This is a genomic window from Peribacillus sp. TH16, assembly GCF_016651095.1.
In the GTDB taxonomy this organism is placed as follows: domain Bacteria; phylum Bacillota; class Bacilli; order Bacillales; family DSM-1321; genus Peribacillus; species Peribacillus butanolivorans.
The window spans coordinates 753,068-777,172 of the sequence record NZ_JAEKEM010000009.1 but is presented as its reverse complement, the minus strand read 5'-3'; the positions used below and the strand labels follow the sequence as shown (position 1 = coordinate 777,172).

Sequence of the window (24,105 nt, the reverse complement as noted above, 5' to 3'; positions counted from 1 at the left end):
ACCAATTCCGTTAAGGCAATGTTAGCTTAAAAGGCGCAACGATACAGAAATGATTACCGTGTCCAAAAACAATATGAGGATTTAGATTACGGTGAATATCAAATTAATGAGCTCGTTCAAATACGTTTTCATCTTGATTAGCTGTTGCAAGTAGAGCTAATACAATTTGTTCTTTTTGTCAGAGTTTACCTCATATTAGAGTGGGCTAAAAACTAACATGATAAAAAATCTTCATCCTATTATTCTGATAGGCATCAAGTCTTTTTTTTATGGTAACATTGTCCTTATATGGTATGATAGATATGAGTGTGTTGGTTGTTGATAAACTTGGAAATAGGCTAATTATGTATTTTTCTGTATAAACTACGAGACTATTGTGGTATTTTATTCATTTAAATCGAGTTTTCGTACGAATCAATATATAATTAGAAAGCGAGAAATTAGATTCAAAGATTAAGGAGGGACATAGAATGATGGAATGGGCGTTAGTCATTTTGTTTGGTGTAGCAGTTTTACTGTTCATTTTGTCGTTTATTAAAACGGATTCAATAAAAGTGGATAAACAATTAGAACAGTTTGCTAGTACTTTTGGAGATGAAGTAAATCAACTACAAGAAAAAATACGAAAAATCGAGATAGATGCTGAAATTACAGCACAAGAGACAGGCATTTTTGCAGGTTCTTCTGAACAGCGGCTCTTGTTACGTGAGGTTCTCGACTTACATAAGCGCGGGTATTCATTTGAAAGCATCGCATTGAAAACACAACAGTCAGAAAATGAGATAGAACGCTTGCTTACTCCTTACATAAAAACAAATAATGAAAGGAGTAACGTTGCCAATGACATCTAAATCAATGCGCAGCTTTGCAGGAGGTCTTATTGTTGCGGCGGGTTTGTGCGGTGCAGTATACTTCTTTGGTCCCAGTGAAGCGACCGGAACACAGACTTCAGAGAAGTTGTCAGAAGATGATATGAAAGATTTGCTATCTTCTGAAGGATATGTCATACATTCAGAAAAAGAGTGGGAAGATCAGATTGCTGAAACGAAATCCATTAAAGATAAAGCGAAAACAGAAACAACAGAAAAGGTCGTATACCGTACAGTTCTAAAAGTGTCTAAAGGTTCGACAAGTATTGACGTTGGTAAAACCCTTCAACGAGCAAAAGTCATTAAGAATGCAAAGGATTTTTCTGATGAAGTTGAAAAGAAAGGTAAGGCCAACGGATTACGTCCTGGAACATATGTGGTAGATAGTGAGATGACGACAGAAAAAATTATCTCTACCATTTTTAAATGAACAAATTTTAAATGCAATATTTTCATAAAAAACGACTATTTTATAAAGATAGTCGTTTCAGTTTGTAGACAAAAGGGGTTCGGAATGTTTTAATTCCGGACCCCTTTTGAAATTCCCTTTGAATTTTGCTCAAGATTAAGAGATTGGGCCTCTACGAGCCCACTTTATTAAGCCATTCTTGGACCTTGCCATGTCCAATTGGCTATCTTCTTTAAATTCATGGCAGCGAAAGTAAGCATCGCCTGCATCGACAATTTTTTAAGTCCCCTTAAAGTAGTCCAACGCATACCATGCTTTTCTTTTGCATCTGCGAATACACGCTCTATTGTTTCTTTACGTTTCGCATATATAGGTTTTACATCCTTGTGATGACGCAGATGATCTGCTTCTTCCATATAATTTTGCCGGATATGGCGTGTCACCACTTTTTGATGGTCTTTGCTTACTGTACACTGTGATAAAAATGAGCATGTCGCACAAGTGTGTTTGGGTGATTTGTACTCGCGATAGCCCTCTTTATTTGTTGTTGAGTACTTTAAAATCTCGCCCGATGGGCAGAGATAACAATCAAAATGTTCATCGTAAACATAGTCATGCTTGCGAAAGAACCCTTCTTTTGTTCGTGGACGTGTATAGGGTAAAGCTGGTGTGATTTCTTTCCCAAAAAGGTAGCTTGTAATGGCTGGTGTTTTGTAAGCTGCATCTGCGGCAACAGCTTCAGGTTTTCCAACTTTCTCAATCACTTGTTCAACAAGAGGCTCTAAGATATGACTATCATGCGTATTTCCCGGTGTTACAATCGTCCCCAGCACAAAACCGTTGCGGTCCGCAGCCGCATGAAATGAATAGGCAAACTGTTTTGTTCGTTCATCTTTTACATAGTAGCCACTCTCAGGGTCAGTTGTACTTTCTTTAATTTCTTTGGTTTCTTCTTTATCAAATTTATCCGGTGGAAAAGGCTTCTTTCCATTGTTTTCACGATCTTGATTTATTTCTTCTTGAAGGCGTCCTTGATATGCTCGTGTTTCCTTACGAACGATTTTCTTTTCGAATTTTCGCTTATTCGCACTGGCTTTCACATGTGTTGAATCAACGAATACGTGCTCGGCACTTATTAACTTTCTTTCTGAAGCTGTCATTAAGATACGATAAAAAATCCGTTCAAACAGGTCTGTATCTTTAAAGCGACGCTCATAATTTTTCCCGAACGTTGAGAAGTGAGGTACTTTATCATGGAAACCGTAACCTAAAAACCAACGGTAAGCCATATTCGTTTCAACTTCTTCAATCGTTTTACGCATCGAACGAATACCGAAGGTATATTGAATGAATGTCAATTTAACTAAAATAACTGGATCAATACTTGGGCGCCCTATCTCTGAATACATATCTTTCACCAAGTCATAAATGAAAGTGAAGTCAATGGCTCCCTCAATTTTACGAACCAAATGGTTCGCTGGCACCAGTTGATCCAAAGTAATCATTTCAAGTTGATCTCGCTGAATAGAATTATGTTTCGAAAGCATCGTCATCACCTCAAGTTTTAATACTTCTATATTAAAACAAAAAGGACTGTAGGCAAAAGTGGCTATATCTAATTGTTAAAACAAAGTTGATTGGAACGGAAGGTGCGAGACTCCTGCGGGAAAATGCGTGTCCAAGGGAGACCCCACAGGCGCAAAGGCGCCGAGGAGGCTCCCTGACCGCCCGCGGAAAGCGAGTGCCTGGAGTGGAAATCAACGTCGAATTTTTACAACCCCTCAAAAAACTGTAGACAAACTCGATTTTCATCGAGTTTGTCTACAGTCTGAAACGACTATTTTATAAAGATAGTCGTTTTTTATATTCCACTATAATAATATCCAGGTAAATAATTGGAATCAATATTAGGTATTTCCACTTGAATGCGAAAAGGGAGGTTGCTGCAGCACCCTTTATCTAGGGGATCTAATGGGTCAGGATACTTGAAGAAGGTAATGCATATATTCTGAATGATTTAAATGTTTATTCTTTTTATTAAAGAGGCTTGATAAAATGAAGAAATACTTTAAACAATGAGAGGAGAAGAGTATGCAGAGCGTAGTTGATAAAATAAATAATTGGATAATTAAGGTCCCGAATGAGTTCAGTGGGATGTCTGAATTAGAGGTGTCACAAAGACCTATGCCAGATAAATGGTCAAAAAAAGAGATTTTGGGCCATTTATGTGATTCTGCTATTAATAATCTTGAAAGATTTATCAAAATTCAATATGAAGAACAACCATTTGCCCTTACCCCATATAATCAAGATCAGTGGGTGGATATACAGGATTATCAAGATATATCAATTGAAGAAATAATAAATCTATGGTGTGGCTTAAATAAAAAAATAATAAAAATTATTGCTAAGACGCCTTATGAAAAATTAGCGTATCAATGTGATATTGGTAATAATCAAATGAAGACTCTCGAGTGGCTTATTCAAGACTATCTTGAACATATGGAACACCATTTGAAAAATCAGGTTTTCAATTAAAGAACGATTCTTAATAATTCAACCTATATAGTTAACCCTCTTTGTACGTGCAAGAGGGCTTTTTACGCAATAATTTGTTGTATTAAAGGGCGTGATAATTAAAGTATCGTTTTTTCTTATTCAATTAATGGAAGGATAATTGAATATAAAAGCATTAGGTGCTCCTAAAAGGACATGTGTGACGACATTTCCTGCTCTAATATTCCCATTCTTCTTTCGATTCTAGAAAAGAATCGACTGATTCATCCAATAATCTTTCCCGATTTGGGTCTTCATTGACATCTGTATCCACTTCCATTGCTTGTTTAAGTATGTCGTATGTATCAATCTCTTTATTTAATCGATTAACTTGATTTTTATGTGGGACTGGATTAAGGCTATTATTTTCTTGATTTGGCATATATTCTCCTTTTTTAACAGGTATTTTATATTAGTATGAACAATTGTTCCAAAATAAAATCCAATACTTTATTAGATGGATTATATTTCATCTTCTTTCACGAACTAGTTCCTGAATCAATGAGAAAAGATTCATTAACAATCGGAGCTGTATATGTGGCAGCTTTTTCTTATTGTGCTAATTTGGCAGGTTAGCATTCCTATAGATCGTTATTTTTCGACTTTGAAAAAAATAGGGCTCCTTAGTAAGGTATGAGTATAATCTAACTCAAAACTAAGGAGGAATTCTATGTGATTTTCCTGTTTATGAAGATGGCGAATTCTATTTTGTAAAAAAATAAGTGAACGTGGAAGAGGTACCAGCATCCGATCAATATTCAAAGGAAATCCGCGACCTTTTACAAAAAAATACACGGCAGGATGAAAGATTATAAGTTCATACCAAATATTCATCAAACGGGCAATAAAGCTCAATAAGGCGTTTGTTAAAACTTTTTTTAAAGAATTGAATTTTTCATAAAGATATTACCTCCCTAATGAAGAGGTGTTTATAAAATGGGGAAGATGGAAATACCAACTGATGGAGAGGTTGCTATTGGCCCGCGTAAATCAAAATGGATTGAATGAAGGGTTCATTTTGTATACCGTTGTGGGAGGTACCTGTTATTTTACAGTATAAGGGAGGAAAAACATTGAAAATTTTTCGTTTATATGTAGTTGGATTCATTTTCGGAACGCTCTTTTTGGCTGGATGCAATAATACAGTCGAACCGGAAGAAACTGGGAGTACGCCGAAACAACAATTAGAGGAAGCAAATCCAGTTACTAATATGAAAGAAAATAATGGGACAAACAAGGCTATTAAAAATGGAGTCAATACTGTACTTAAATCGATAAGTACCTTGGATCAAGAAGTAAATGCGAGGGCTGACTCAGCTAAAATTCAGGAAATTGGCAAAGAAATTAGTTCTAGCTGGGATACGATTGAAAAGCAAGTAGAAGATCAGTACCCCGATTGGTATGAGAGAATTGAGAAAAACCTTTATCCTTTAATTGGTGAATCTGGAAACCCGGTTAAAAACGTAGAAAAAATCAAACAGTTCTCTAAAGCAACAAAAGCAGATTTGCAGTCCTTTATGGAAGACGTGAATAGGTAATTTCTAATATCAGGCTTATTTCCAAAGGAGAATTTATTTGCTATTTGGAAGTAAGTCCTTTTTTTATTGAAGGAATAAATATACGTAGTATATGAATAAGAAGGATGATCTTGTTCTCAATAGAAGTTCGGTATCCGGATAATGAGTTTTAAAGATTGTAGGTGAGGACTGGATTATTTTAATCATTACTTTCTTTTTCTCCATTATCTTAGCGGGAATCATAAGATCATCATCTGGTGTATTCATAGTTCCGTCCATTCTTTGACCTTTGCAAAAAGTATCATAATAAAACGGTTTTTTTCTATGTTTACTTATGGAAATCATAATGAAAATTCCCCTAAGATATATCATCGAAGGGGAATATGAAACATCACATCTAACTATTTTACATTTTTTATAGGATGCTTTCTTCTTAATTCAATGATTTAGAAGGAGGGAAGGTTATGTTTCCAAGAATGACATCATTTTTAGCACCGGTAGCCTTAGGAACGTTACTAGGGTTACCATGAAAAGTCTCATTTGCAAGGAGAGCAAATGCCACAGCTTCTTTTGCTTCAGAAGAGTATCCCAATTCTTCTTGAGTCAAGACTTGAATAGAATTTCCAAGTAATGACTGGATCATTTCCAATAACGTTTTATTGTAGCTGCCACCACCACCAATAATTACTTCTTCTATTTTGGTTATTGGAAAGATGTAAGCGCGATAGTTCTCCACAATAGACTTTGCTGTAAACATCGTTACAGTTGCTAAAATATCTTGGCTGGGAAGTGATTCAAACATTTTTAATAGCTTTACTACATATTGCCTACCAAACAATTCTCTACCTGTTGATTTTGGTGGAGGGCTCATAATATATGGGTGGCTGAAACAATATGATAAAAGCTCTTCATTAATTAGTCCTTGTTTAGCGATTTTACCACCTTCATCATATCTTAAATTAAAAAGTTGGCGGCATACTTCATCAATAATCATATTTCCAGGTCCTGTATCAAAAGCATACATGTCATTCAGAGAAGCTTGCTTGGGTAAAACAGTTACATTTCCAATGCCTCCTATATTTTGAAGCAATCTTCCCTTCGTTTCACTTCTATAAAGAATATATTCAGTAAAAGGAACGAGAGGAGCTCCTTGTCCTCCTGCAGCCATGTCCATCGTACGAAAATTAGATATTACAATTGTGTTTGTATCGTGGGCAATTACTGCAGGTTCCCCAATTTGTAAAGTTGAAGGTACCCAGTTTTGTTCTTGCAAAGGCTGATGGTAAATAGTTTGTCCGTGGGATCCTATAAGATCCAACTGTTCAATAGGGAGTCCAGCTTTCTCGCAAACTTCCTTTGTTGCATCTGAAAATAATTTTCCTAGCTTAAAATTCAAACTACAAATTAACTGCACATTTGATGTTTCTACAGACAAAGACTGCATAATTTCTTTTTCAATATCTTTTGGAAAAGGATATGTTATGAACTCAATCATTTCTATTTCAGTTTTTAGTCCAGTATTATTCACACGAACAAGTGCTGCATCAATTCCATCTAATGATGTTCCAGACATTAATCCTACTATGTACATTGTCATTCCACCTACTTTTAATTGTCTATTAAAATCCTAGTTAATCAATAATTTTCAAGAATAAAATTATACTAAAGTTGAGGCCCCTTCTAGCATGGTTTTAAATGTATAAATTTCGTCTTTTGTAATGTCCTCAAGGATTTATACTTATTCTAAAACGCTTACAAGATTTTTTTCATTTATTTCACACTTAAAATATATTTTGATGATTATTTTATTCTTATTTTAATCTGTTTTGTTTGTTTGCTTTCATTGTGAGTACGGTCTAAGGCAGTCACAACATATGTGTAAGTCTTTCCTTTTTGTACAGTGTGATCAATAAATAATTGACTTTTCTTTTCTTTATGAACTGTAGCCAGTAAGTTCGTTGAATCTTCTATGTTTCCTTTTTTCTTCCCATCAAAACGATAAATTGCATAATATGATGCATCTGAATGCTTGTGATCTTGAATTTCAAATTGGATTCCAGCACCTGTTTGTTTTGACCTGCTAACATTTGGAGCCTTTGGAGCATTATTATCTATCCAAGGCATTGGTGGAACTAATGCGGGATATTTATAAATGTCGTTGCTTAAACGATCTGCTACTCCAAGGGGATTTTTACGTAAATCTTTTGCACTGAAATGCATGCTTCCATCAAATTCTTTATATGTTCGATTTAATTTTAACTGGTTTGGCATTTCTTCTGGATTAAACCAGTTTTGTACACCGTTAGACTCTGTATTTATTTTATAATCAGCTTGTCCAATATAGAGCTGAACATTTTTACCTTTGACTTCTTTTGTCCACCAATTAAGTAGCTTTGCATAGTCAGCTACTGGCAATCCAATATTCCAATATAATTGTGGGGCAATATAATCAATGTATCCATTATTAATCCATGTTCTTGTATCCGCATATAAATCATCGTAATTTGTTTGTCCAGCAGCAGTGTCAGATCCAGTGGGATCTACTGCTTTGTTACGCCAAACTCCAAATGGACTAATACCAAACTTCACATATGATTTTTCTGCTTTGATTTCTTCATTAATATGCTTAACAAGATTGTTTACATTATCCCTCCGCCAATCTTCTACATTTGTAAATTTACTTGCACCATATTTTTTGTATGAAGCTTGATCAGGGAAAGGGACACCCTCAATTTTATAAGGGTAGAAATAATCGTCCATGTGAACTGCATCTATATCATAATTCTCAACAACTTCCATAATACCGTCAATCACAAATTGCTGTACCTCAGGAATACCCGGGTTAAAGTACAATTGTTGTCCATATGGTATGACCCAATCTGGGTGCTCTCTAGCAGGATGAGATTCTGGTAGTTTATCAAGGTCTGAGAGTTCAGCCGTTTTTCCTAAAGGCATAGTAATACGATACGGGTTGAACCAGGCGTGAAATTCCATATTTCGTTTGTGGGCTTCTTCAATCATGAATGAAAGAGGATTGTATCCTGGATTTTTCCCCTGAACTCCTGTTAAATATTGTGACCAAAGACCATATTCAGAAGGATAAAAAGCATCAGCAGTGGGTTTGATTTGCATAACGACAGCGTTCATACCCATTGCTTTTTGTTCATCCAAATATTTTATAAATTCTTCTTTCTGAGTTGAAACTGATAAACCGGGCTTTGAGGGCCAGTCAATGTTTAACACACTTGCAATCCAAGTTGCGCGCAGTTCCTGTTTTATATAAGCCGTTTGTTGAGGGATAGACTCGGATTCTGCACTTACAATCAAATTAGATGGCAGGAGAAGCGATCCCCCCACAAAAGCAGCTATTGCCAATGAACCTAATTTTCTCTTTGAAATTCTTTCATTCATCAATAGTACAACCTCATTTCTTAATATTTATTTATATATGATCATTTGTAAGCGGTAACAAATGATGAATATACTTACTTGTCATCTAAATGAATAGAGGATAATTTCTAAACTATAAAAAGGTCATTTAAAAATACAAAGGTTTGATTAATGAAATAGCTAGTAGCTTTTAGGATAGAACAACATATTTAGTAGAATATTAAAAATTATTAATTTATATTATGTTTATTTTAAAATTAATTTTTAGAAAAGTATACACATTATTGAAATTAATTTTTAATAGTGTTATATTCTCTATAGATTAAGAAATTTCGAAACTTTCACTAATGATAAAAAAGGATGATATGTATGCTAGAGCATTTAACGACAGAGTGTCGTAATGAAAAGACTATGTGCTTAGATGAAATGAAAACGATTGAATTTTTAGAGGTGATGAACGATGAAGACATAAAAGTTGCTCATTGTGTAAAAAAAGAACTTCCGCAAATTTCAAAAGCTGTGGAGATGATCGTTGCAGCAATGAATAAGAACGGAAGATTAATCTACATGGGTGCTGGAACAAGTGGACGAATTGGTTTATTGGATGCCGTAGAATGCCCGCCAACATTTAATACTGCTCCTAGTGAAGTAGTAGGTCTGATTGCTGGAGGAGAAAGCGCATTCATTAAAGCAGTTGAAGGTGCTGAAGACAGTTTTGAATTAGGTCCTGAAGATTTAAAGAAGATTCAATTAACAAACAAAGACGTTGTAGTAGGCATTGCGGCTAGTGGACGCACTCCATATGTTATTGCCGGTTTGGAATATGCCAATCAAGTTGGAGCAGGAACAGTATCGATAAGCTGCAACAAAGGTTCAGAGATAGGGAAAATTGCCAATGTTGCTATTGAAGTTGTAAACGGGCCTGAAGTACTGACTGGTTCTACACGGTTAAAAGCTGGAACATCGCAAAAGTTAGTATGCAACATGCTTTCTACAGCTTCAATGGTGGGAGTTGGAAAAGTTTATGGGAATTTAATGGTAGATTTACAACTGACTAATGAAAAGCTAGTTGAACGTGCAAAACGTATTATTATGGACGCTACTGACTGCAGTTATGAAGTTGCAAATAAATTTTTAGAAAAGGCACATTCCCAGCCCAAAATTGCAATTGTCATGATTTTAACGAATGTTTCATATGAAGAAGCATCAAATCGTTTAAAAATGGCACAAGGATTCATAAGAAAAGCTATTTAAAGCTTTTTTATAAAAAAATAATAGGAGGAACAAAAAATGAGAGTATTATTCGTATGTTCAGGTGGAATGTCAAGTGCAATTGTTGTAAACGCTTTAAAAAAGAAGGGGAAAAACAGGGTGTAAATATAGATGTATTAGCAGTTGGCACTCAAGAATTTGATTCAGAGGTTCGAAACGGTTGGGATGTTGCAATGGTAGCTCCTCAAGTCAAACATCGTTTTGATGGCTTTAAGGCTTCTGCGGATGAAGCTGGAGTCCCATGTCAAGTCATTCCAGCTCAAGCATACAGTCCACTTGGTGGCCCTACGCTATTAAAACTAATAACCGAACTAGTAAAAAAATAATCTAACAAGTATGTCTTAACTATTAAAAATTAAAAGGGGATAACACGAATGGACAAGTTTGTTGCTTTTTTAGAAAACAATCTTTCAACACCCATGGCTAAATTGTCTGAACAAAAACATTTACGCGCAATTCGTGATGGTGTGGTTTCTGCTTTACCATTCATCATCTTTGGGAGTTTATTCCTTATCATTGCATTTCCACCAGTTGCAGCAGACACTGCATTAGGTGAATGGGCGGCAAAACATATAGCTGAAATTTTAATACCATATCGATTAACGATGTTTATTATGACGCTATATATTACTTTTGGTATAGGGTACAGTTTATCTCAAAGCTATAAATTGGATCCACTATCAGGAGGTTTACTATCATTAGCGGCCTTTTTGTTCACAATAGGTGTAAAAATGATGGATGGTGTAGGGTTTGTTTTGCCAATGACAAATCTCGGAGGCCATGGCCTTTTTGTAGGAATGCTTGTATCCATTTTTGCTGTTGAAACTTTACGTCTATGTAAGACCAAAAATATTACAATAAAAATGCCGGATTCTGTTCCAACTTCAGTAGCCCGATCATTTGAAGCATTAATACCGGTTACAATTGTTCTGCTTGTTATGACCTTAATTACAGTCGTGTTTGCTGTTGATTTACATTCACTTGTTGATAAAGCGGTTGCACCACTTATTAGTGCAGGCGATACATTGCCAGGTGTATTAATCCCAGTGTTTTTGATTACATTCTTCTGGTCATTTGGTATTCATGGCGTATCAGTAGTAGGTGCCGTTGCTCGTCCAGTTTGGGAAGTTTACTTAGCTAATAACTCAGCAGCAGTCGCAGCTGGGACGGCAATTCCTCACGTAGCTCCTGAAACATTCTTCCAATGGTTTATTTGGATTGGTGGGTCTGGTGCAACCTTGGGGTTAGTAATTGCTATGCTCTTAACTGCAAAATCTACTTATAGTAAAGCCATGGGGAAAGCAACAATTGTTCCAAGCATTTTTAACATCAATGAACCAGTTATCTTTGGGATGCCAATTGTATTAAACCCAATATTGATTATTCCATTTATAATAACACCACTAATTGGTGCGACACTTGCATATATAGCAACGTCTATTGGGCTAGTAAACCCCACATATGTAATGGTTCCCTGGACATTACCAGCGCCAATAGGTGCCTATCTTTCAACAGGCGGTGATTGGAGAGCAATTATTCTCGTGCTGGTGAATTTAACAATCTCAGTTGTTATTTATCTGCCATTCTTTAAAATGTACGATAAAAAGCTTTTGGCACAGGAAAACATGGTAGAAACAACAGATAATAAAAATATCGCTTTATAAGGAATATCTGAAAGGGAGTTTGGGACTAAAAGCTCCAAACTCCTTTTAATATAATAGAGAGAGGGAGAATAAACATGAATTCAACAACCAGAATTCACTTTTTTAGTTACAAAAGTGCCTTTCTATTTTTTAGTTTTATTCTTGTTTTTAATTTTATCTTTAACACATTAATGAATGCCTTTGGGATAGATAAACAATTATCACTGTACTTAGGAAATACCTTTGCCATAAGCGCAGGATTGACGATTGTTATTATTTTGGTTGAAGGTAAGTTTAAAAACAAGAAACAAGCGACACTTTTGTTCTTGTCTTTATTAGCAGTAAGCGCACTGGTTTGTTATGCAATTATCTATGCGTAAATGAAAAATTGCAGGCTTTTTTTGTTAAATAAATGCTTACTATGAGGTGTTAGGAAAATGGAAATGAAAAAAGGATTAAAAATTGCCACAATTGGAGGCGGCTCTAGTTATACACCAGAATTAATAGAAGGTTTTATTAAACGTTTTGATGAGTTACCTATTAGAGAACTTTGGTTAGTGGATATTGAAGCAGGAAGAGAAAAACTTGAGATTGTAGGAACCTTAGCAAGGAGAATGGTAGAAAAAGCAGGAGTTCCAATGGAAATTCATCTAACATTAGACCGCCGTCAAGCATTGCATAATGCTGATTTTGTCACAACGCAAATGAGAATTGGTTTACTTGATGCACGAGTCAAAGACGAGCGTATCCCATTAGAATTAGGATTAATTGGTCAAGAAACCAATGGTGCAGGTGGTTTGTTTAAGGCACTACGAACCATACCTGTTCTTCTAGAAATCGCAGAAGAAATGCAAGAGCTTTGCCCCAATGCATGGTTAATTAACTTCACAAACCCAGCTGGAATGGTAACGGAAGCTCTTCTCCGTTACAGCAAGCATAAAAAGGTAATTGGGGTATGCAATGTTCCATTTAATATGCATATGTCTATTTCTAAAATGTTGGGTGTTGAAATGGAGAGAGTACACATAGATTTCGCTGGGTTAAATCATATGGTATTCGGGATGCATGTGTTCGTTGATGATCAAGAAGTAACAGATAAAGTGCTTGAAATGCTGGGTAATCCAGAAATTCAGATGACGATGAAGAATATTGCTCCTCTGGCTTGGAACCGAAGATTTTTGAAATCATTAGGAGTTGTACCTTGTCCTTACCATCGCTATTATTACAAAACACAAACTATTTTAGATGATGAGTTAGAAGCATTCAAATCAGGAGAAACTCGAGCTGAAATTGTGAAAAAATTAGAAGTAGGTTTGTTTGACCTATACAAAGATGAAACTCTTGACATCAAGCCTCCACAATTAGAGCAACGCGGCGGTGCTTACTATAGCGATGCAGCGTGTAATGTAATTTCTTCTATTTATAATGATAAAAAAGACATTCAAGTTTTAAATGTACAAAACAAAGGATCGCTTACTGAAATTGATTATGATTCAGCAGTCGAAGTAAGCTGTATCGTCACCAAAAATGGACCAATTCCTATGACAATGGGTAAATTACCCGTACAAGTACATGGCTTAATTCAACAAATTAAATCATTTGAAAGAATAGGTGCAGAAGCAGCAGTTACAGGTTCTTATGATAAAGCATTATTAGCTTTAACTATTAACCCCCTTATTCCAAGTGATGATCTAGCTGAATTGGTTTTACAAAAACTGTTAAAAGCGCATGAAGAATACTTACCACAATTCTTCAATCAAAATGGTCTACCTAACATTTAGTGAATTTTCTCCAGTAATTCAAACTGGAATACTATAATCCAATCTTTTTAATGAGAATATTACTTCATAATATATTTAAATAGGAGTGTAATTATATGTCATCTGAAATTAACAATAACGAAATGGAAATTTTTGAAATAATATCACATAGTGGAAATGCGAGAGGATTAGCATTTGAAGCATTGGCAGAAGCGGAAGAATTTAATTTTGAAAAAGCTGTAGACCTAATTAAACAAGCTGAGGAAGAATTAAATTTGGCCCATAAGACACAAACCAAGTTAATTCAAGCTGAATTGAATGGAGTTCCCAGTGAAAAAACTTTATTAATGATTCATGCTCAGGATCACTTAATGACGGCAATGAGTGAACAAAAACTAATTGAACATATGATTCGTATTATAAAAAAACTAGCCCCACAACAGTAAAAAAATAGAGGTGATTAAACTATGGGGAAACTTGGTATTTCTATCTATCCAGAACATTCAACCGTTGATAAAGACATAGAATACATTGCGCTTGCACACAAATATGGATTCAGAAAAATTTTTACTTGCTTGCTTTCAGTTGAAGGCGATAAAGAGAAGATTTTAAAAGAATTTAAAGAAACGATTTTGTTTGCAAATCAATTGAATATGGAAGTGATGGTCGATATTGCTCCTCGAGTATTTGGGGCGCTAGGTATATCTTATAATGATTTATCATTCTTTGCAGAGTTAGGTGCGTATGGAATTAGGCTAGACATGGGTTTTACAGGAAATGAAGAGTCCATTATGACACATAATCCATATGATTTAAAAATTGAAATAAACATGAGCAATGCAACAAAATATTTAGAAAATATCATGGATTACAAACCTAAAAAAGAAAATTTAGTTGGATCACATAACTTCTATCCTCATCGCTATGCAGGATTGAGCTATCCACATTTTATAAAATGCTGTGAACAATTCAAAAAGCATAATATTCACACGGCAGCTTTCATTAGCTCACATGCAGCGACGTATGGACCTTGGCCTATAATTGAAGGATTATGTACATTAGAAATGCACCGGGAATTACCCATTACTACACAAGCGAAGCACTTATTTGCAACTGGATTAATTGATGATGTAATTATTGCAAATGCCTACGCATCTGAAGATGAATTAAAACATCTTAGTATGTTAAACAGTGGCTTGATAACATTTAATGTTAATCTTCACGACACTATAACAGATTTAGAGAAAAAAATAGTATTGGAAGAATTTCATTTTTACCGTGGAGACGTATCTGATTATCTTATTCGCTCCACACAATCACGCGTAAAATATAAGAATGAAGATTTTAAACCAACATTCACCCCTGATATTAGACGTGGTGATATTTTAATTGAAAATGAGCTCTATGGACAATATAAAGGTGAATTGCAGATTGCATTGAAAGAAATGAAGAACTCAGGGAAAACAAATGTAGTTGGCCGATTAGCAGAAGAGGAAATTTTTCTGCTAGATCATTTGGAACCATGGGGGAAATTCCAATTCAATATTAATTAGAATCTTCAAAGAAGATAAAGGGAAGGAACAGTGATACTCCTTCCTTTTTTACTGAATAGGAGAATGATATGAGTTATATTATTGGTGTTGACGGTGGTGGCTCTAAAACCGAAGCAGTTGCTTATGATTTAGAGGGTAATAAATTAAGTGAAGGCAAATCGGGATATGGAAATTTGCTTATAAATGAAAAACAAGCCATTGCTAACATTATTCAGGCAATTGAACAATGCGTAGCTCCTATTAATAATGGAAATTGTCACTACATTTGCTTAGGATTAGCAGGGTATGGAGGAGTTGAAAATCCACAGGGGATAAAAAGTGCATTAAGCAAGGCATTTAATACCCCATTTACAATTGTAAATGATGGAATTATTGCTCATGCTGCTTTACTAAAAGGAAAAGATGGCATTTTGACAATTTCAGGAACAGGTTCTGTAAGTATTGGAATTCATAATAGTATTGAGAAATTGGCTGGTGGATGGGGACACATTCTTGGGGATGAAGGAAGCGGCTATTGGATTGCCATGCAGACTTTTATAAAAATGACGAAAGAAGAAGATGAGGGATTAAATTATAGCCATTTAACTAAGTTAATACTTACAAAACTTGGCTATCACAGTGTATTAGAACTGAAGAAATTTATTTATACCGCAACGAAAGCCGAGATTGCTGCATTTGTTCCACTAATTGTCCAACATGCAGAAACTGGCGATGATTTCTCGCAAAATATTCTTAGACAGGCAGGATATCACCTTTCTAAGAATACCCTTGATGTTTGCAAGAAGTTGAATTTTAGTGAGAATGTTACAATTGCAATTAAAGGAAGTATATTGACTAATATACCATTGGTGCAAAGCTCTTTTATTAATCATATTAAACTTGAAAAACCGGAAGTAAAACTTGTTTTAGAAGATGTATCTTCTACATTAGGTTGTTATTACATAGCATTGAAGCATATAAGTTAATTAAAGATCAAGGGAGAAAATAATATGCACGTTGAAAATGTTTTATTGAGAATTGAAAGTTTATTAAATCAATTGCCTAAATCAGAAAGAAAAATTGCACAATATATCTTAGAAAATCCAAATGATATTATAAGAATGACTATACATGAATTAGCTGCTCAAGCCAATGCCAGCAGTTCGGCTGTAACAAGATTTTGTCGTTCTATAAAAGTTAACAGCTTTTCAGAACTAAAGGTATCTTTATCATCTCTTATTTCGCAACCAGAGAAAAAAGGTTTCTATGACATTGAACCTAATGAAACAATAGCGTCCATTAAAGATAAAATAGTTTCTAACTCTGTACAAGCTATACAAGAAACCGCACATTATTTGGATGAAGCCATTCTAGACAATATAATTGAAACCATGAAAAGTGCAGATGTAATTTACGTCTATGGAATAGGAGCTTCATGGCTCATTGCTGAAGATATTACACAGAAATGGTTACGGTTAGGAAAGATTGTAAGTGCAAATCAAGACCCTCATATTACTGCCACAGCGCTTGCTGCATCATCAAAGAATACCGTTTTTTTCTGTATATCTAATAGTGGCGAAACTGAAGAAGTTCTGCAACTTGTTGATATTGCTAAAGCATATGGTATTAAAACAATTGGTTTATCGCGATTGGGGAACAATGGATTAACTAAAAAAGTCGATATGTCTTTACACCATGTACGTGCACCAGAGGCTAAATTTCGAAGCGCAGCAACAAGTTCCCTGTTTGCACAATTTCTAACGGTTAGTATTATTTTCTATGCGTATGTTTCAAAGTTCTATAATGAGAATAAAAATGAAATTGAACGTTCAAGAGAATCTGTATTAAAATTCACAAAAAGAAATCTAGATACTTTAGAAAAGTGAATCTAATCTGCCGAAATTTTTTATCGTGTGTTTTTTACTTTCAAAAAGCATTGGTAGGATCAGGAATGATTTTACGCTATTTTAGCTTGAGATGATCCCGATCAGGATGCCTTTTCAAAATTACATCACGATGAAAGGAAGATGTACGCTAAATGATCCAAAAGAATTCTCCGCTTCCGATTTATTATCAACTTGAAGAGGCGATTAAAGAAGCGATTCAAAACCATGAATTAGAGCCAGGCGAGATGATACCTTCAGAAAGAGAATACACTGAAAAATATGAAATAAGCAGGATGACGGTGAGACAAGCCATTTCTAATCTTGTGAATGAGGGTTTTTTATACAGGCAGCGCGGAAAAGGAACATTCGTTGCCCACAAGAAAATCGAGCAACCCCTGCAAGGATTAACAAGCTTTTCAGAGGATATGCGTTCAAGAGGACTTGAACCAAGTACACGTGTTATCAGTTTTACAGAGGTCAACGCAGATCATGATCTCGCTGCAAAGCTTGAGGTTGAAGCAGGAACTCCTATTTTCGAGCTGAAACGTGTAAGGCTTGCTGATCAGCAGCCGATGGCATATGAGATGCTATATATTTCAAAAAATCTTGCCCTGGGTCTAACGAAAGAAATAGCCGTAACCTCCATTTATAGCTATGTAGAAAAAACGTTTGGCCTAAAAATTCAGCATGGCAGACAGGTGATTGAAGCATCAATTGCTCAAAAAAAAGAGGCGGAAATGCTAGAGATAGCTGAAGGGGCCCCGGTATTGCTAATTGAACGAATAAGCACGCTTGATACAAAAAAACCACTTGAGGTTGTAAGATCCGTCTACCGTGCAGATCGATATAAATTCACAATGAATATGGAGCGACTATCATAATTAGTAAAAGGCGATAGAAGCAAAAAGTGAGAGGACTACGATATTAACAGGTATGTTGTCTTCACCTCTAATTGGGTACATTTAAATCCACGCTAATTCTTTTTAGTATTAAAAAGGATGATATGGACTCTAAGTAGTTATCCTAAAACGTACTTCTCAAAAAATAGTGTTAATTTGTTTTGGGGAAGTTTGGGAGTGAAAATACGACGAATTAAGTAGTTTGATAGTCAATCATATAACTTCCTATAACAACCAATTAAGGGGATACCCTTAATTATCAAAGGTGCCAGCTATAGAATAAACTCGTTGACGATAATCGCTTAATTATTTTCTCAAGCCTAATAAAAATTGTTAGTGAAAAATGAATAGGTACAATAATTTGTAAGTGATATATTTGATTCCTGAAAATCAAATATAAAGAGGGCGATTCTATATTAAGAAGGATCGCCTTTTCGTGTGTCAGCATGTTAGTAATGATTGTTAAATAACCCGATCTGAGTGGACAGAAAAGTTAGAAAAACCGTAGTGTTTTCGTATTTCTTCCATATCATCTTGTGTAAGGGTATAGTCGTATGCTGATTCTCAATTGCTTAAAGTAGAAGGGATTGTCAAGAAATCCTTTCTTTTATCAGTTGCAAGTAGTTCCGTTGCTCTTATGTCCACAGGATAATCCCTCTATTCTAACCCCAAGGTTAAATTTTTTCCTAATCTCGATATAATACTAATCTACTAACACCCGTCATATCCGTAATTTCTTTGATGTTATATTGATGAGAAGTATGTAGTTTTAAAGCACCTTCTACCATCTTATGGTCTTTGGAAGGTGTTCTTCTATATCGACCCATTCTTGCAGAGTGTAATCCTGATAGGGTAAGCTCACTGATAATATCCCGTTTTTTAGAAAATTTTAGAGAAGTGGCATTTACCTGACTCATCCTATTCATCCTTTTTAATTCCCTGAAAAAATACTTCTGCCTTTTCATGAAAAAATAAGAAGACCTAGCGCAGTCAATCGGTTGGAATTATCCCATTTTGAAATCGACCAAGTTCGGTCTGATGTGATATTTCAACAAAATATTTTAAGATGTTTAGGGATATTTCATACATATTTTAGAAAGTTTTAAGGTTTGTATGTTATTGTTCTTTTAGTTTCTTTGTAAATGGTAAATCTCCATGTTAAGCACAAGCTAGTGATAAGGTGTTTAATACACCATACTGAATAAAAAACAAAAATTCTAAGGAAAATGGTTTATATGGTGCCAAATATACTTTTAAGAAGCAGAGTGAAAGTAAGTACTGAGGTGATTAACATGTCAATTAAAACGAGATTTCTGTTGTCTTACGTTGGAGTGATACTTTTTTCTATCACTTTATTGTTAGCGGCTGGGTTTTTAATTATTATTGCGATAACGGGCGATATAAAATCTATAGAGTATTTTTACAAAAAATCTTATGTCCAAAAACCATTGACTACAATAGAAGAAAGTGCGTTTCTCGATTTAAAGCTATTGGCTAAAAATAATCCTACACAGCTTCTAAACGAAGAGCAGCTGAAGAAAATTGAACAGAAGGATATCGAGATTGTCGTTAGAAAAGATACGAACATCGAGTATGCTTCCCCCTCTTTGGATAAGCAGGTATTGGTTAAGTCGCTTCCTGGATTTGAAGAAACAAACATCAATACGCGAGATACGATTAAAATCGAAGACTTTTTTTCACGTATGTGAAGTTTGATTTTTATTTTTTGGATAAAAGCAAAGGAAGTATTTTTGTATTGAGAAAGGCGAGTTCCTATGCCGAGTTGGCTCGAGAGTTGTTTCCAATTTTATTTGGTCTATTGCTATTTTTGTTTATTATGATTATTGGGCTTTTAAACTATTTAGTTTCACGAAGCATCATCAAGCCCATCTCAGTTCTTAAAGAAGGTGCCAAACGAATAAAATCAGGAGATTTAAACTTTGAAATCAAAGCTACTTCGAATGATGAAATCGGACAATTAAATAGAACGTTTGATGAAATGAGAATAAAATTAAAAGAGTCCGTTACTATCCAGCTTCAGTATGAGGAAAATCGAAAAGAACTTCTATCAAATATTTCACATGATTTGAAAACGCCAATTACTTCGATTATTGGATATGTTGAGGGTATAAAAGACGGTGTAGCAAACACCCCGCAGAAAATGGAAAAGTATTTATCAACTGTATACTTAAAAGCTAAAGATATGGATTCATTGATAGATGAACTGTTCTTATTTTCTAAGCTGGATTTAAAAAAAGAACCATTCACTTTTGAAACTGTCGAACTGGATAAATATATGAGAGACTACGTAGACGAGCTTCATTTGGATTTACTTCAACAAGGGATCCAGATTGAACTTCATATTATGTATAAACTGATAAACGTGACAGCAGATAGAGAGAAATTAAAACGCGTATTGGCTAACCTGATCAGTAATTGTGTGAAGTATACGAATAAAGAAAAAAAGAACATTGCCATTTCTCTGCATGAAGGACCATATGATGTAGTCGTTCAAGTAGCAGATAACGGGCAAGGAATAGAACCATCTGCTTTACCTTACATTTTTGATCGCTTTTACCGTGCAGAACAATCAAGAAATTCTCAGACAGGCGGAAGTGGCTTAGGACTTGCGATTGCAAAACAAATTATTCACGAGCATGGAGGGGATATTTGGGCTACTAGCGAAATAGGAAAAGGCACAAGTGTCTTCTTTTCCCTAAAGAAAGGTGAGGAAATATGAAAAAAATATTACTTATTGAAGACGATGTTAGCATTGCAGAATTGCAGAGAGATTATTTAGAAATTAATGATTTTAGTGTCAATATTCAACATACAGGTGATGCTGGACTTCAACAGGCACTTCAAGAAAATAATGATTTAATTATTCTAGATATCATGCTTCCAGGAGTAAATGGATTTGAGATATGCAAACAAATACGTGCTGTCAAAGACATTCCAATTTTGCTTGTGTCCGCCAAAAATGAAGATATTGATAAAATTCGAGGTCTTGGTTTAGGGGCAGACGATTATATTACAAAGCCTTTTAGTCCAAATGAACTGGTTGCTAGAGTGAAAGCGCATTTAGCCCGTTATGAACGTTTAGCAGGAAGTCAAGCCAAAACAAATACAGTTTTCGTTCATGGAATTTCGATCGATAAGTCGGCGCGAAAAGTTCATGTTAATGGAGAGGAAATTCCGTTTACTACAAAGGAATTCGATTTGTTACTGTTTCTTGTGATGCACCCGAACCAAGTGTTGAGCAAAGAGCAACTTTATGAAAGAATTTGGGGGATGGAGTCAGCTGCGGATGTTTCAACTGTGACCGTCCATATCAGAAAATTACGTGAAAAAATCGAAAGAGATCCTGCACATCCAAAATTCTTGGAAACCGTTTGGGGAGCCGGATATCGCTTTAATGTTTAAATAATGTGTTTTGACCCGTCACATAGGTGGCGGGTATTTTTTATAAACATTAATAAATTTTTATTAATAAGTTTATCTTTTTTTAAGAAATTGTTTAGAGGGAGTTTAGGATTAAGTACTAACATAATTTAAGACGGAATAAAAAAGTTTAACTGAAAATTTATAAGGGAGGAATATTTCATGGAACCTCAATAATTACTAGAATAAGACATTTTTCAGGCACATCAGAATGTACCTGAAAAAGGAGAACTTCCCTTTGGGGCTGTTATTGTACAAAACGGGAAAATCATTGCTATTGGTATTAATGATGCATTGGAAACAAGGAAACCGACAATTCACACCGAAATGAAAGCAATTCGGGAAGCGAATTTCTCTCCGTTTGAGAGATTTAAGCCAGTGGTGAACCTTGCCGTATGTGTCTTGGAGAGATTAGAAAGAAGGACGCTTTCATAATATTGAGATGAAAAGTGCATCTAGGCCTTTGATTTATGGGTCAAGAAAAACAGTGATAATAACAAATTTTAAAGGAACGTGTATTTTATGTGGAAGTGGCTGGCAGTAATCATAGGATGCATTCTCTTGCTTCAAAGGTGTGTCTCAGATGACAAGGAAGACCTGAAAATACAGGGAAAGGAGAGAGAAGGAGTGAATGAACAACTAATTCAAGCAGCAGAACGGAAAGAAACAGAAACGATAAGCAGGTTGATTGAGGTAGGTGCAGATATTAATACACAGGACTCCGAAGGGCGAACTGCCACTATGATTGCGACTTATAACAATGATGTTGAGACTGCAAAAATCCTAATTACAGCAGGTGCAGATGTTAATATCCAAGATGACATGAAAAACAATCCCTTCCTATATGCGGGTGCAGAAGGTTACCTTGAAATCCTGAAGCTTACAATTAATGTAGGTGTGGATCCCAAGATTACCAATCGTTATGGAGGAACTGCTTTGATCCCTGCTTCGGAACATGGCTATGTGAATGTGATAAAAGAACTTCTTACCAATACTGATATTGATATAAATCATGTTAATAACCTAGGTTGGACGGCTCTAATGGAGGCAATTATATTGAGTAATGGAGATGAAAAACAGCAGCAAACAGTACAATTACTGATAGATCATGGGGCAGATGTGAACATAGCTGATCATAATAATGTGACCCCTTTGCAACATGCCCGCGAGAAAGGCTTTAAAGAGATTGAACAGATTTTGACAAAAGAAGGGGCAAAATAACCAGATGTTCTAAGCCTTCCTACTGGTGAAATCAAACTGTTGCGTTTACCAGTAGGTCAAAATTTAACATCTTATACGACATATACCGTAATGTTTGATTGGGCAAAAATCAAAAATCCACGCTTTATTACTGAAGCGATTGCCTCACCTCCACTCAAGTCTGCAGAAGCAATCGACAACAAATCGTTCCAGATAACTTTTGATAAAGATCTCTGGGTATGGAGCTATTTCCGGTCGTAAAGTGGAATTAAAGGGTGATGACTGCAGAAATATAGAAGCTCAATACCGCTTCTCCCCCTGCAAAGGACCATATGGAATCGTTGATGTGTTAAACGATAATACATTTCAATCAGGCGTCAAATACTCAGTAGTAACTATGGGTAACTGGGCAAACCCAGATACAGTCACTTTAACAGCAAAATAAGAAGAGAATCTATAAGAACTCAATAATATATCAGGTTGAAAAGAGGGATCCTATTCGTCCAGAGTTCCCTATTTTATGTAGTTTTCATAGTAAAAGAAATTAATAAATTTAATATTTTATTAAGAATTTTTTTATAGCCAGTTTAGATGTTACTTGTATTATAAATTTTATAACAAATAACAAAATAAAGGAGATAGAGAAAAATGAATATAAAAAAACGTATAGTACCAGCTGTATTAGTTGTATCTGTAATATCGTCTGGAATAGCGACATATAACCAAACATTAAACGTAGAGGCTTCAAGTAACCACCTAGTAGAACAAGAGAAGAAACAACAAGAAGCAAGGATTACGAACATAAACGAATTGAATACGATGACTTTATAGGTCACTTTTAATAAACCGTTAGTTGCAGAAGATGTGGATCCAAACAATTTGGAGAATATTAAGAAACAATTCGAATTTAATCATGGCATGAGCATAGTCAATGTACCACGTTTGAAAACAGGAGCAAAAAGCACATACATCGTGCCAGTTGAAATTCAAAAGGATGACACCAAATACTCAATAAGCTACAAAGGGCAACGAGTAAAAACCTTTGAAGGAACAGATGAGAAAATAAATATTCGTAACACCCAACAAGTAACAAATGACACATTTGAATTGGAATCATTTTTAGAAGATGGTGTAACAGACTACGCAAATATTATCGAAGCGTATCGGGCAGGTCGAGGTGATTTAGCATTTGAATTAGATAACAGAAACAAAGACGAAAATGGGAAACGTTTCGAAATTATTTCGTCCTTACGTGATCGTGTTGTAACGATTACAGGCAGAAACGGAGAACGTTTTGTTGCGAATTACGTTCCTTTTACACAAGCAACAGATGGAAGACAAGCTCCAAAATTTCGATTACCAGCAGGACAACAATTGAAACCAGGTGTAACCTATACAGTGAAATCAAAATGGGCAGATCTTGAAAATAAAAGGTTTAAGGCACAATACATCGCTCCACTTAAACTTCAAGCGGCAGAAGCTATTGATAACAAGACTATTAAAATTGTATTAGATAAAGACCCAGGCATGGAGTTATTTGCAGGCAGAAGCATACAATTGCAAGGCGAAGATGGAAGCACGGTACAAGCACAATATCGTTTCTCTTCTCGTAAAGGTTCGGTTGGTATTTTCGATGTTACAAATAACACATTGAAGACTGGTGTAATATATAAAGTAGTACCTATGAACAATTGGGCAACTGCAGATTATATACCTTTAATAGTTAAGTGA

General features: G+C 35.2%; 24 protein-coding genes and 3 pseudogenes. 21 read left to right on the top strand and 6 right to left on the bottom strand.

The window, feature by feature from the left end; genetic code table 11:
* Positions 1 to 31: 31 nt before the first annotated feature.
* A pseudogene (locus JFV29_RS31750) lies at positions 32 to 163 on the bottom strand (cytochrome P450); the annotation flags it as partial.
* A gap of 307 nt (positions 164 to 470) precedes the next feature.
* On the opposite strand from JFV29_RS31750, the gene JFV29_RS17710 reads away from it, so the two are divergent.
* Both JFV29_RS17710 and JFV29_RS17705 read left to right on the top strand, forming a co-directional pair.
* Positions 471 to 851: a hypothetical protein gene (locus JFV29_RS17710; RefSeq protein ID WP_242486915.1), complete on the top strand. Its 381-nt coding sequence runs from the start codon at positions 471 to 473 to the stop codon at positions 849 to 851.
* Positions 841 to 1,299: a hypothetical protein gene (locus JFV29_RS17705; RefSeq protein WP_056524882.1), complete on the top strand. Its 459-nt coding sequence runs from the start codon at positions 841 to 843 to the stop codon at positions 1,297 to 1,299. The genes JFV29_RS17710 and JFV29_RS17705 overlap by 11 nt, the downstream gene beginning before the upstream one ends.
* A 167-nt stretch (positions 1,300 to 1,466) precedes the next feature.
* Here the strand turns inward: JFV29_RS17705 and JFV29_RS17700 are convergent, their stop codons facing one another.
* Entirely contained in the window at positions 1,467 to 2,825 is a 1,359-nt protein-coding gene (locus tag JFV29_RS17700) for an IS1182 family transposase (protein ID WP_201185558.1), read from the bottom strand.
* 607 nt (positions 2,826 to 3,432) lie between these two features.
* Between JFV29_RS17700 and JFV29_RS17695 the strand changes: the two genes are divergently transcribed.
* Positions 3,433 to 3,816, top strand: a complete 384-nt coding sequence (locus JFV29_RS17695) for a DinB family protein (RefSeq protein WP_242486914.1) — start codon at positions 3,433 to 3,435, stop codon at positions 3,814 to 3,816.
* A gap of 196 nt (positions 3,817 to 4,012) precedes the next feature.
* Here JFV29_RS17695 and JFV29_RS17690 read toward each other — a convergent pair whose 3' ends face one another.
* Positions 4,013 to 4,216, bottom strand: a complete 204-nt coding sequence (locus JFV29_RS17690) for a hypothetical protein (RefSeq protein ID WP_201185555.1) — start codon at positions 4,214 to 4,216, stop codon at positions 4,013 to 4,015.
* Between the two features lie 691 nt (positions 4,217 to 4,907).
* Here JFV29_RS17690 and JFV29_RS17685 point away from each other — a divergent pair.
* Positions 4,908 to 5,372 carry a hypothetical protein gene (locus JFV29_RS17685; RefSeq protein ID WP_201185553.1) on the top strand — a complete coding sequence of 155 codons (465 nt, stop codon included), beginning with the start codon at positions 4,908 to 4,910 and terminating at the stop codon, positions 5,370 to 5,372.
* 412 nt (positions 5,373 to 5,784) lie between these two features.
* Here JFV29_RS17685 and anmK read toward each other — a convergent pair whose 3' ends face one another.
* Positions 5,785 to 6,942, bottom strand: a complete 1,158-nt coding sequence (anmK, locus tag JFV29_RS17680; protein ID WP_201185551.1) for an anhydro-N-acetylmuramic acid kinase AnmK — start codon at positions 6,940 to 6,942, stop codon at positions 5,785 to 5,787.
* 209 nt (positions 6,943 to 7,151) lie between these two features.
* Positions 7,152 to 8,762 (bottom strand): glycoside hydrolase family 10 protein, encoded by a 1,611-nt coding sequence (locus JFV29_RS17675; RefSeq protein WP_201185549.1) that lies wholly within the window; start codon positions 8,760 to 8,762, stop codon positions 7,152 to 7,154.
* 348 nt (positions 8,763 to 9,110) lie between these two features.
* On the opposite strand from JFV29_RS17675, the gene murQ reads away from it, so the two are divergent.
* The 10 genes and pseudogenes from murQ (at position 9,111) to JFV29_RS17625 (ending at position 17,715) form a co-directional block, all read left to right on the top strand.
* A complete protein-coding gene (murQ, locus tag JFV29_RS17670) occupies positions 9,111 to 9,995 on the top strand; it encodes an N-acetylmuramic acid 6-phosphate etherase (RefSeq protein WP_201185547.1) in 885 nt (294 codons plus the stop codon).
* A gap of 36 nt (positions 9,996 to 10,031) precedes the next feature.
* Positions 10,032 to 10,339: pseudogene (locus JFV29_RS17665) on the top strand (PTS sugar transporter subunit IIB).
* A gap of 48 nt (positions 10,340 to 10,387) precedes the next feature.
* On the top strand, positions 10,388 to 11,677 hold the full coding sequence (locus JFV29_RS17660) for a PTS sugar transporter subunit IIC (RefSeq protein ID WP_201185545.1): 1,290 nt from the start codon (positions 10,388 to 10,390) through the stop codon (positions 11,675 to 11,677).
* Positions 11,678 to 11,751: 74 nt separating this feature from the next.
* Positions 11,752 to 12,036, top strand: coding sequence for a hypothetical protein (locus JFV29_RS17655; RefSeq protein WP_056524851.1), 285 nt, complete (start codon positions 11,752 to 11,754; stop codon positions 12,034 to 12,036).
* 57 nt (positions 12,037 to 12,093) lie between these two features.
* On the top strand, positions 12,094 to 13,437 hold the full coding sequence (locus tag JFV29_RS17650) for a 6-phospho-beta-glucosidase (RefSeq protein WP_201185543.1): 1,344 nt from the start codon (positions 12,094 to 12,096) through the stop codon (positions 13,435 to 13,437).
* A 95-nt stretch (positions 13,438 to 13,532) separates the two neighbouring features.
* The gene (locus JFV29_RS17645) at positions 13,533 to 13,862 is read left to right on the top strand and encodes a PTS lactose/cellobiose transporter subunit IIA (RefSeq protein WP_056524848.1); all 330 of its coding nucleotides are present in this window, start codon (positions 13,533 to 13,535) and stop codon (positions 13,860 to 13,862) included.
* Between the two features lie 21 nt (positions 13,863 to 13,883).
* Positions 13,884 to 14,969, top strand: coding sequence for a DUF871 domain-containing protein (locus tag JFV29_RS17640; RefSeq protein WP_201185541.1), 1,086 nt, complete (start codon positions 13,884 to 13,886; stop codon positions 14,967 to 14,969).
* 68 nt (positions 14,970 to 15,037) lie between these two features.
* Positions 15,038 to 15,934 (top strand): N-acetylglucosamine kinase, encoded by an 897-nt coding sequence (locus tag JFV29_RS17635; RefSeq protein WP_056524843.1) that lies wholly within the window; start codon positions 15,038 to 15,040, stop codon positions 15,932 to 15,934.
* Between the two features lie 24 nt (positions 15,935 to 15,958).
* Complete coding sequence (locus JFV29_RS17630; RefSeq protein WP_201185539.1) at positions 15,959 to 16,834, top strand: MurR/RpiR family transcriptional regulator; 876 nt, start codon at positions 15,959 to 15,961, stop codon at positions 16,832 to 16,834.
* Between the two features lie 152 nt (positions 16,835 to 16,986).
* Positions 16,987 to 17,715, top strand: a complete 729-nt coding sequence (locus JFV29_RS17625; protein ID WP_201185537.1) for a GntR family transcriptional regulator — start codon at positions 16,987 to 16,989, stop codon at positions 17,713 to 17,715.
* A gap of 704 nt (positions 17,716 to 18,419) precedes the next feature.
* Here the strand turns inward: JFV29_RS17625 and JFV29_RS17620 are convergent.
* Complete coding sequence (locus JFV29_RS17620) at positions 18,420 to 18,650, bottom strand: hypothetical protein (protein WP_242486913.1); 231 nt, start codon at positions 18,648 to 18,650, stop codon at positions 18,420 to 18,422.
* A 375-nt stretch (positions 18,651 to 19,025) separates the two neighbouring features.
* Here JFV29_RS17620 and JFV29_RS17615 point away from each other — a divergent pair.
* The 7 genes and pseudogenes from JFV29_RS17615 to JFV29_RS17585 all read left to right on the top strand — a co-directional run bounded on the left by JFV29_RS17615 (position 19,026) and on the right by JFV29_RS17585 (position 24,105).
* Positions 19,026 to 20,473 (top strand): annotated as a pseudogene (locus JFV29_RS17615) (ATP-binding protein).
* A complete protein-coding gene (locus JFV29_RS17610; protein WP_053346696.1) occupies positions 20,470 to 21,156 on the top strand; it encodes a response regulator transcription factor in 687 nt (228 codons plus the stop codon). The pseudogene JFV29_RS17615 and the gene JFV29_RS17610 overlap by 4 nt, the downstream one beginning before the upstream one ends.
* Positions 21,157 to 21,366: 210 nt before the next feature.
* On the top strand, positions 21,367 to 21,609 hold the full coding sequence (locus JFV29_RS31745) for a deaminase (RefSeq protein WP_309559287.1): 243 nt from the start codon (positions 21,367 to 21,369) through the stop codon (positions 21,607 to 21,609).
* Between the two features lie 87 nt (positions 21,610 to 21,696).
* The gene (locus JFV29_RS17600; RefSeq protein ID WP_201185535.1) at positions 21,697 to 22,395 is read left to right on the top strand and encodes an ankyrin repeat domain-containing protein; all 699 of its coding nucleotides are present in this window, start codon (positions 21,697 to 21,699) and stop codon (positions 22,393 to 22,395) included.
* A 199-nt stretch (positions 22,396 to 22,594) separates the two neighbouring features.
* On the top strand, positions 22,595 to 22,819 hold the full coding sequence (locus JFV29_RS17590; RefSeq protein WP_201185531.1) for a hypothetical protein: 225 nt from the start codon (positions 22,595 to 22,597) through the stop codon (positions 22,817 to 22,819).
* Between the two features lie 203 nt (positions 22,820 to 23,022).
* Complete coding sequence (locus JFV29_RS30665) at positions 23,023 to 23,205, top strand: hypothetical protein (RefSeq protein ID WP_242486912.1); 183 nt, start codon at positions 23,023 to 23,025, stop codon at positions 23,203 to 23,205.
* Between the two features lie 48 nt (positions 23,206 to 23,253).
* Positions 23,254 to 24,105, top strand: coding sequence for a hypothetical protein (locus tag JFV29_RS17585; RefSeq protein ID WP_242486911.1), 852 nt, complete (start codon positions 23,254 to 23,256; stop codon positions 24,103 to 24,105).

What these genes read in the sequence shown, in the direction of transcription:
- JFV29_RS17695 (WP_242486914.1), top strand. Translation starts at nt 3,433, where the DNA reads ATGTCTGAATTAGAGGTGTCACAAAGACCTATGCCAGATAAATGGTCA.
- JFV29_RS17610 (WP_053346696.1), top strand. Translation starts at nt 20,470, where the DNA reads ATGAAAAAAATATTACTTATTGAAGACGATGTTAGCATTGCAGAATTG.
- JFV29_RS17675 (WP_201185549.1), bottom strand. Translation starts at nt 8,762, where the DNA reads ATGAATGAAAGAATTTCAAAGAGAAAATTAGGTTCATTGGCAATAGCT.
- JFV29_RS17700 (WP_201185558.1), bottom strand. Translation starts at nt 2,825, where the DNA reads ATGCTTTCGAAACATAATTCTATTCAGCGAGATCAACTTGAAATGATT.
- JFV29_RS17640 (WP_201185541.1), top strand. Translation starts at nt 13,884, where the DNA reads ATGGGGAAACTTGGTATTTCTATCTATCCAGAACATTCAACCGTTGAT.
- JFV29_RS17660 (WP_201185545.1), top strand. Translation starts at nt 10,388, where the DNA reads ATGGACAAGTTTGTTGCTTTTTTAGAAAACAATCTTTCAACACCCATG.
- anmK (WP_201185551.1), bottom strand. Translation starts at nt 6,942, where the DNA reads ATGTACATAGTAGGATTAATGTCTGGAACATCATTAGATGGAATTGAT.
- JFV29_RS17630 (WP_201185539.1), top strand. Translation starts at nt 15,959, where the DNA reads ATGCACGTTGAAAATGTTTTATTGAGAATTGAAAGTTTATTAAATCAA.
- JFV29_RS17635 (WP_056524843.1), top strand. Translation starts at nt 15,038, where the DNA reads ATGAGTTATATTATTGGTGTTGACGGTGGTGGCTCTAAAACCGAAGCA.
- JFV29_RS17705 (WP_056524882.1), top strand. Translation starts at nt 841, where the DNA reads ATGACATCTAAATCAATGCGCAGCTTTGCAGGAGGTCTTATTGTTGCG.
- JFV29_RS17655 (WP_056524851.1), top strand. Translation starts at nt 11,752, where the DNA reads ATGAATTCAACAACCAGAATTCACTTTTTTAGTTACAAAAGTGCCTTT.
- JFV29_RS17710 (WP_242486915.1), top strand. Translation starts at nt 471, where the DNA reads ATGATGGAATGGGCGTTAGTCATTTTGTTTGGTGTAGCAGTTTTACTG.
- JFV29_RS17645 (WP_056524848.1), top strand. Translation starts at nt 13,533, where the DNA reads ATGTCATCTGAAATTAACAATAACGAAATGGAAATTTTTGAAATAATA.
- JFV29_RS17690 (WP_201185555.1), bottom strand. Translation starts at nt 4,216, where the DNA reads ATGCCAAATCAAGAAAATAATAGCCTTAATCCAGTCCCACATAAAAAT.
- murQ (WP_201185547.1), top strand. Translation starts at nt 9,111, where the DNA reads ATGCTAGAGCATTTAACGACAGAGTGTCGTAATGAAAAGACTATGTGC.
- JFV29_RS17600 (WP_201185535.1), top strand. Translation starts at nt 21,697, where the DNA reads ATGTGGAAGTGGCTGGCAGTAATCATAGGATGCATTCTCTTGCTTCAA.
- JFV29_RS17625 (WP_201185537.1), top strand. Translation starts at nt 16,987, where the DNA reads ATGATCCAAAAGAATTCTCCGCTTCCGATTTATTATCAACTTGAAGAG.
- JFV29_RS30665 (WP_242486912.1), top strand. Translation starts at nt 23,023, where the DNA reads ATGAATATAAAAAAACGTATAGTACCAGCTGTATTAGTTGTATCTGTA.
- JFV29_RS17620 (WP_242486913.1), bottom strand. Translation starts at nt 18,650, where the DNA reads ATGAGTCAGGTAAATGCCACTTCTCTAAAATTTTCTAAAAAACGGGAT.
- JFV29_RS17650 (WP_201185543.1), top strand. Translation starts at nt 12,094, where the DNA reads ATGGAAATGAAAAAAGGATTAAAAATTGCCACAATTGGAGGCGGCTCT.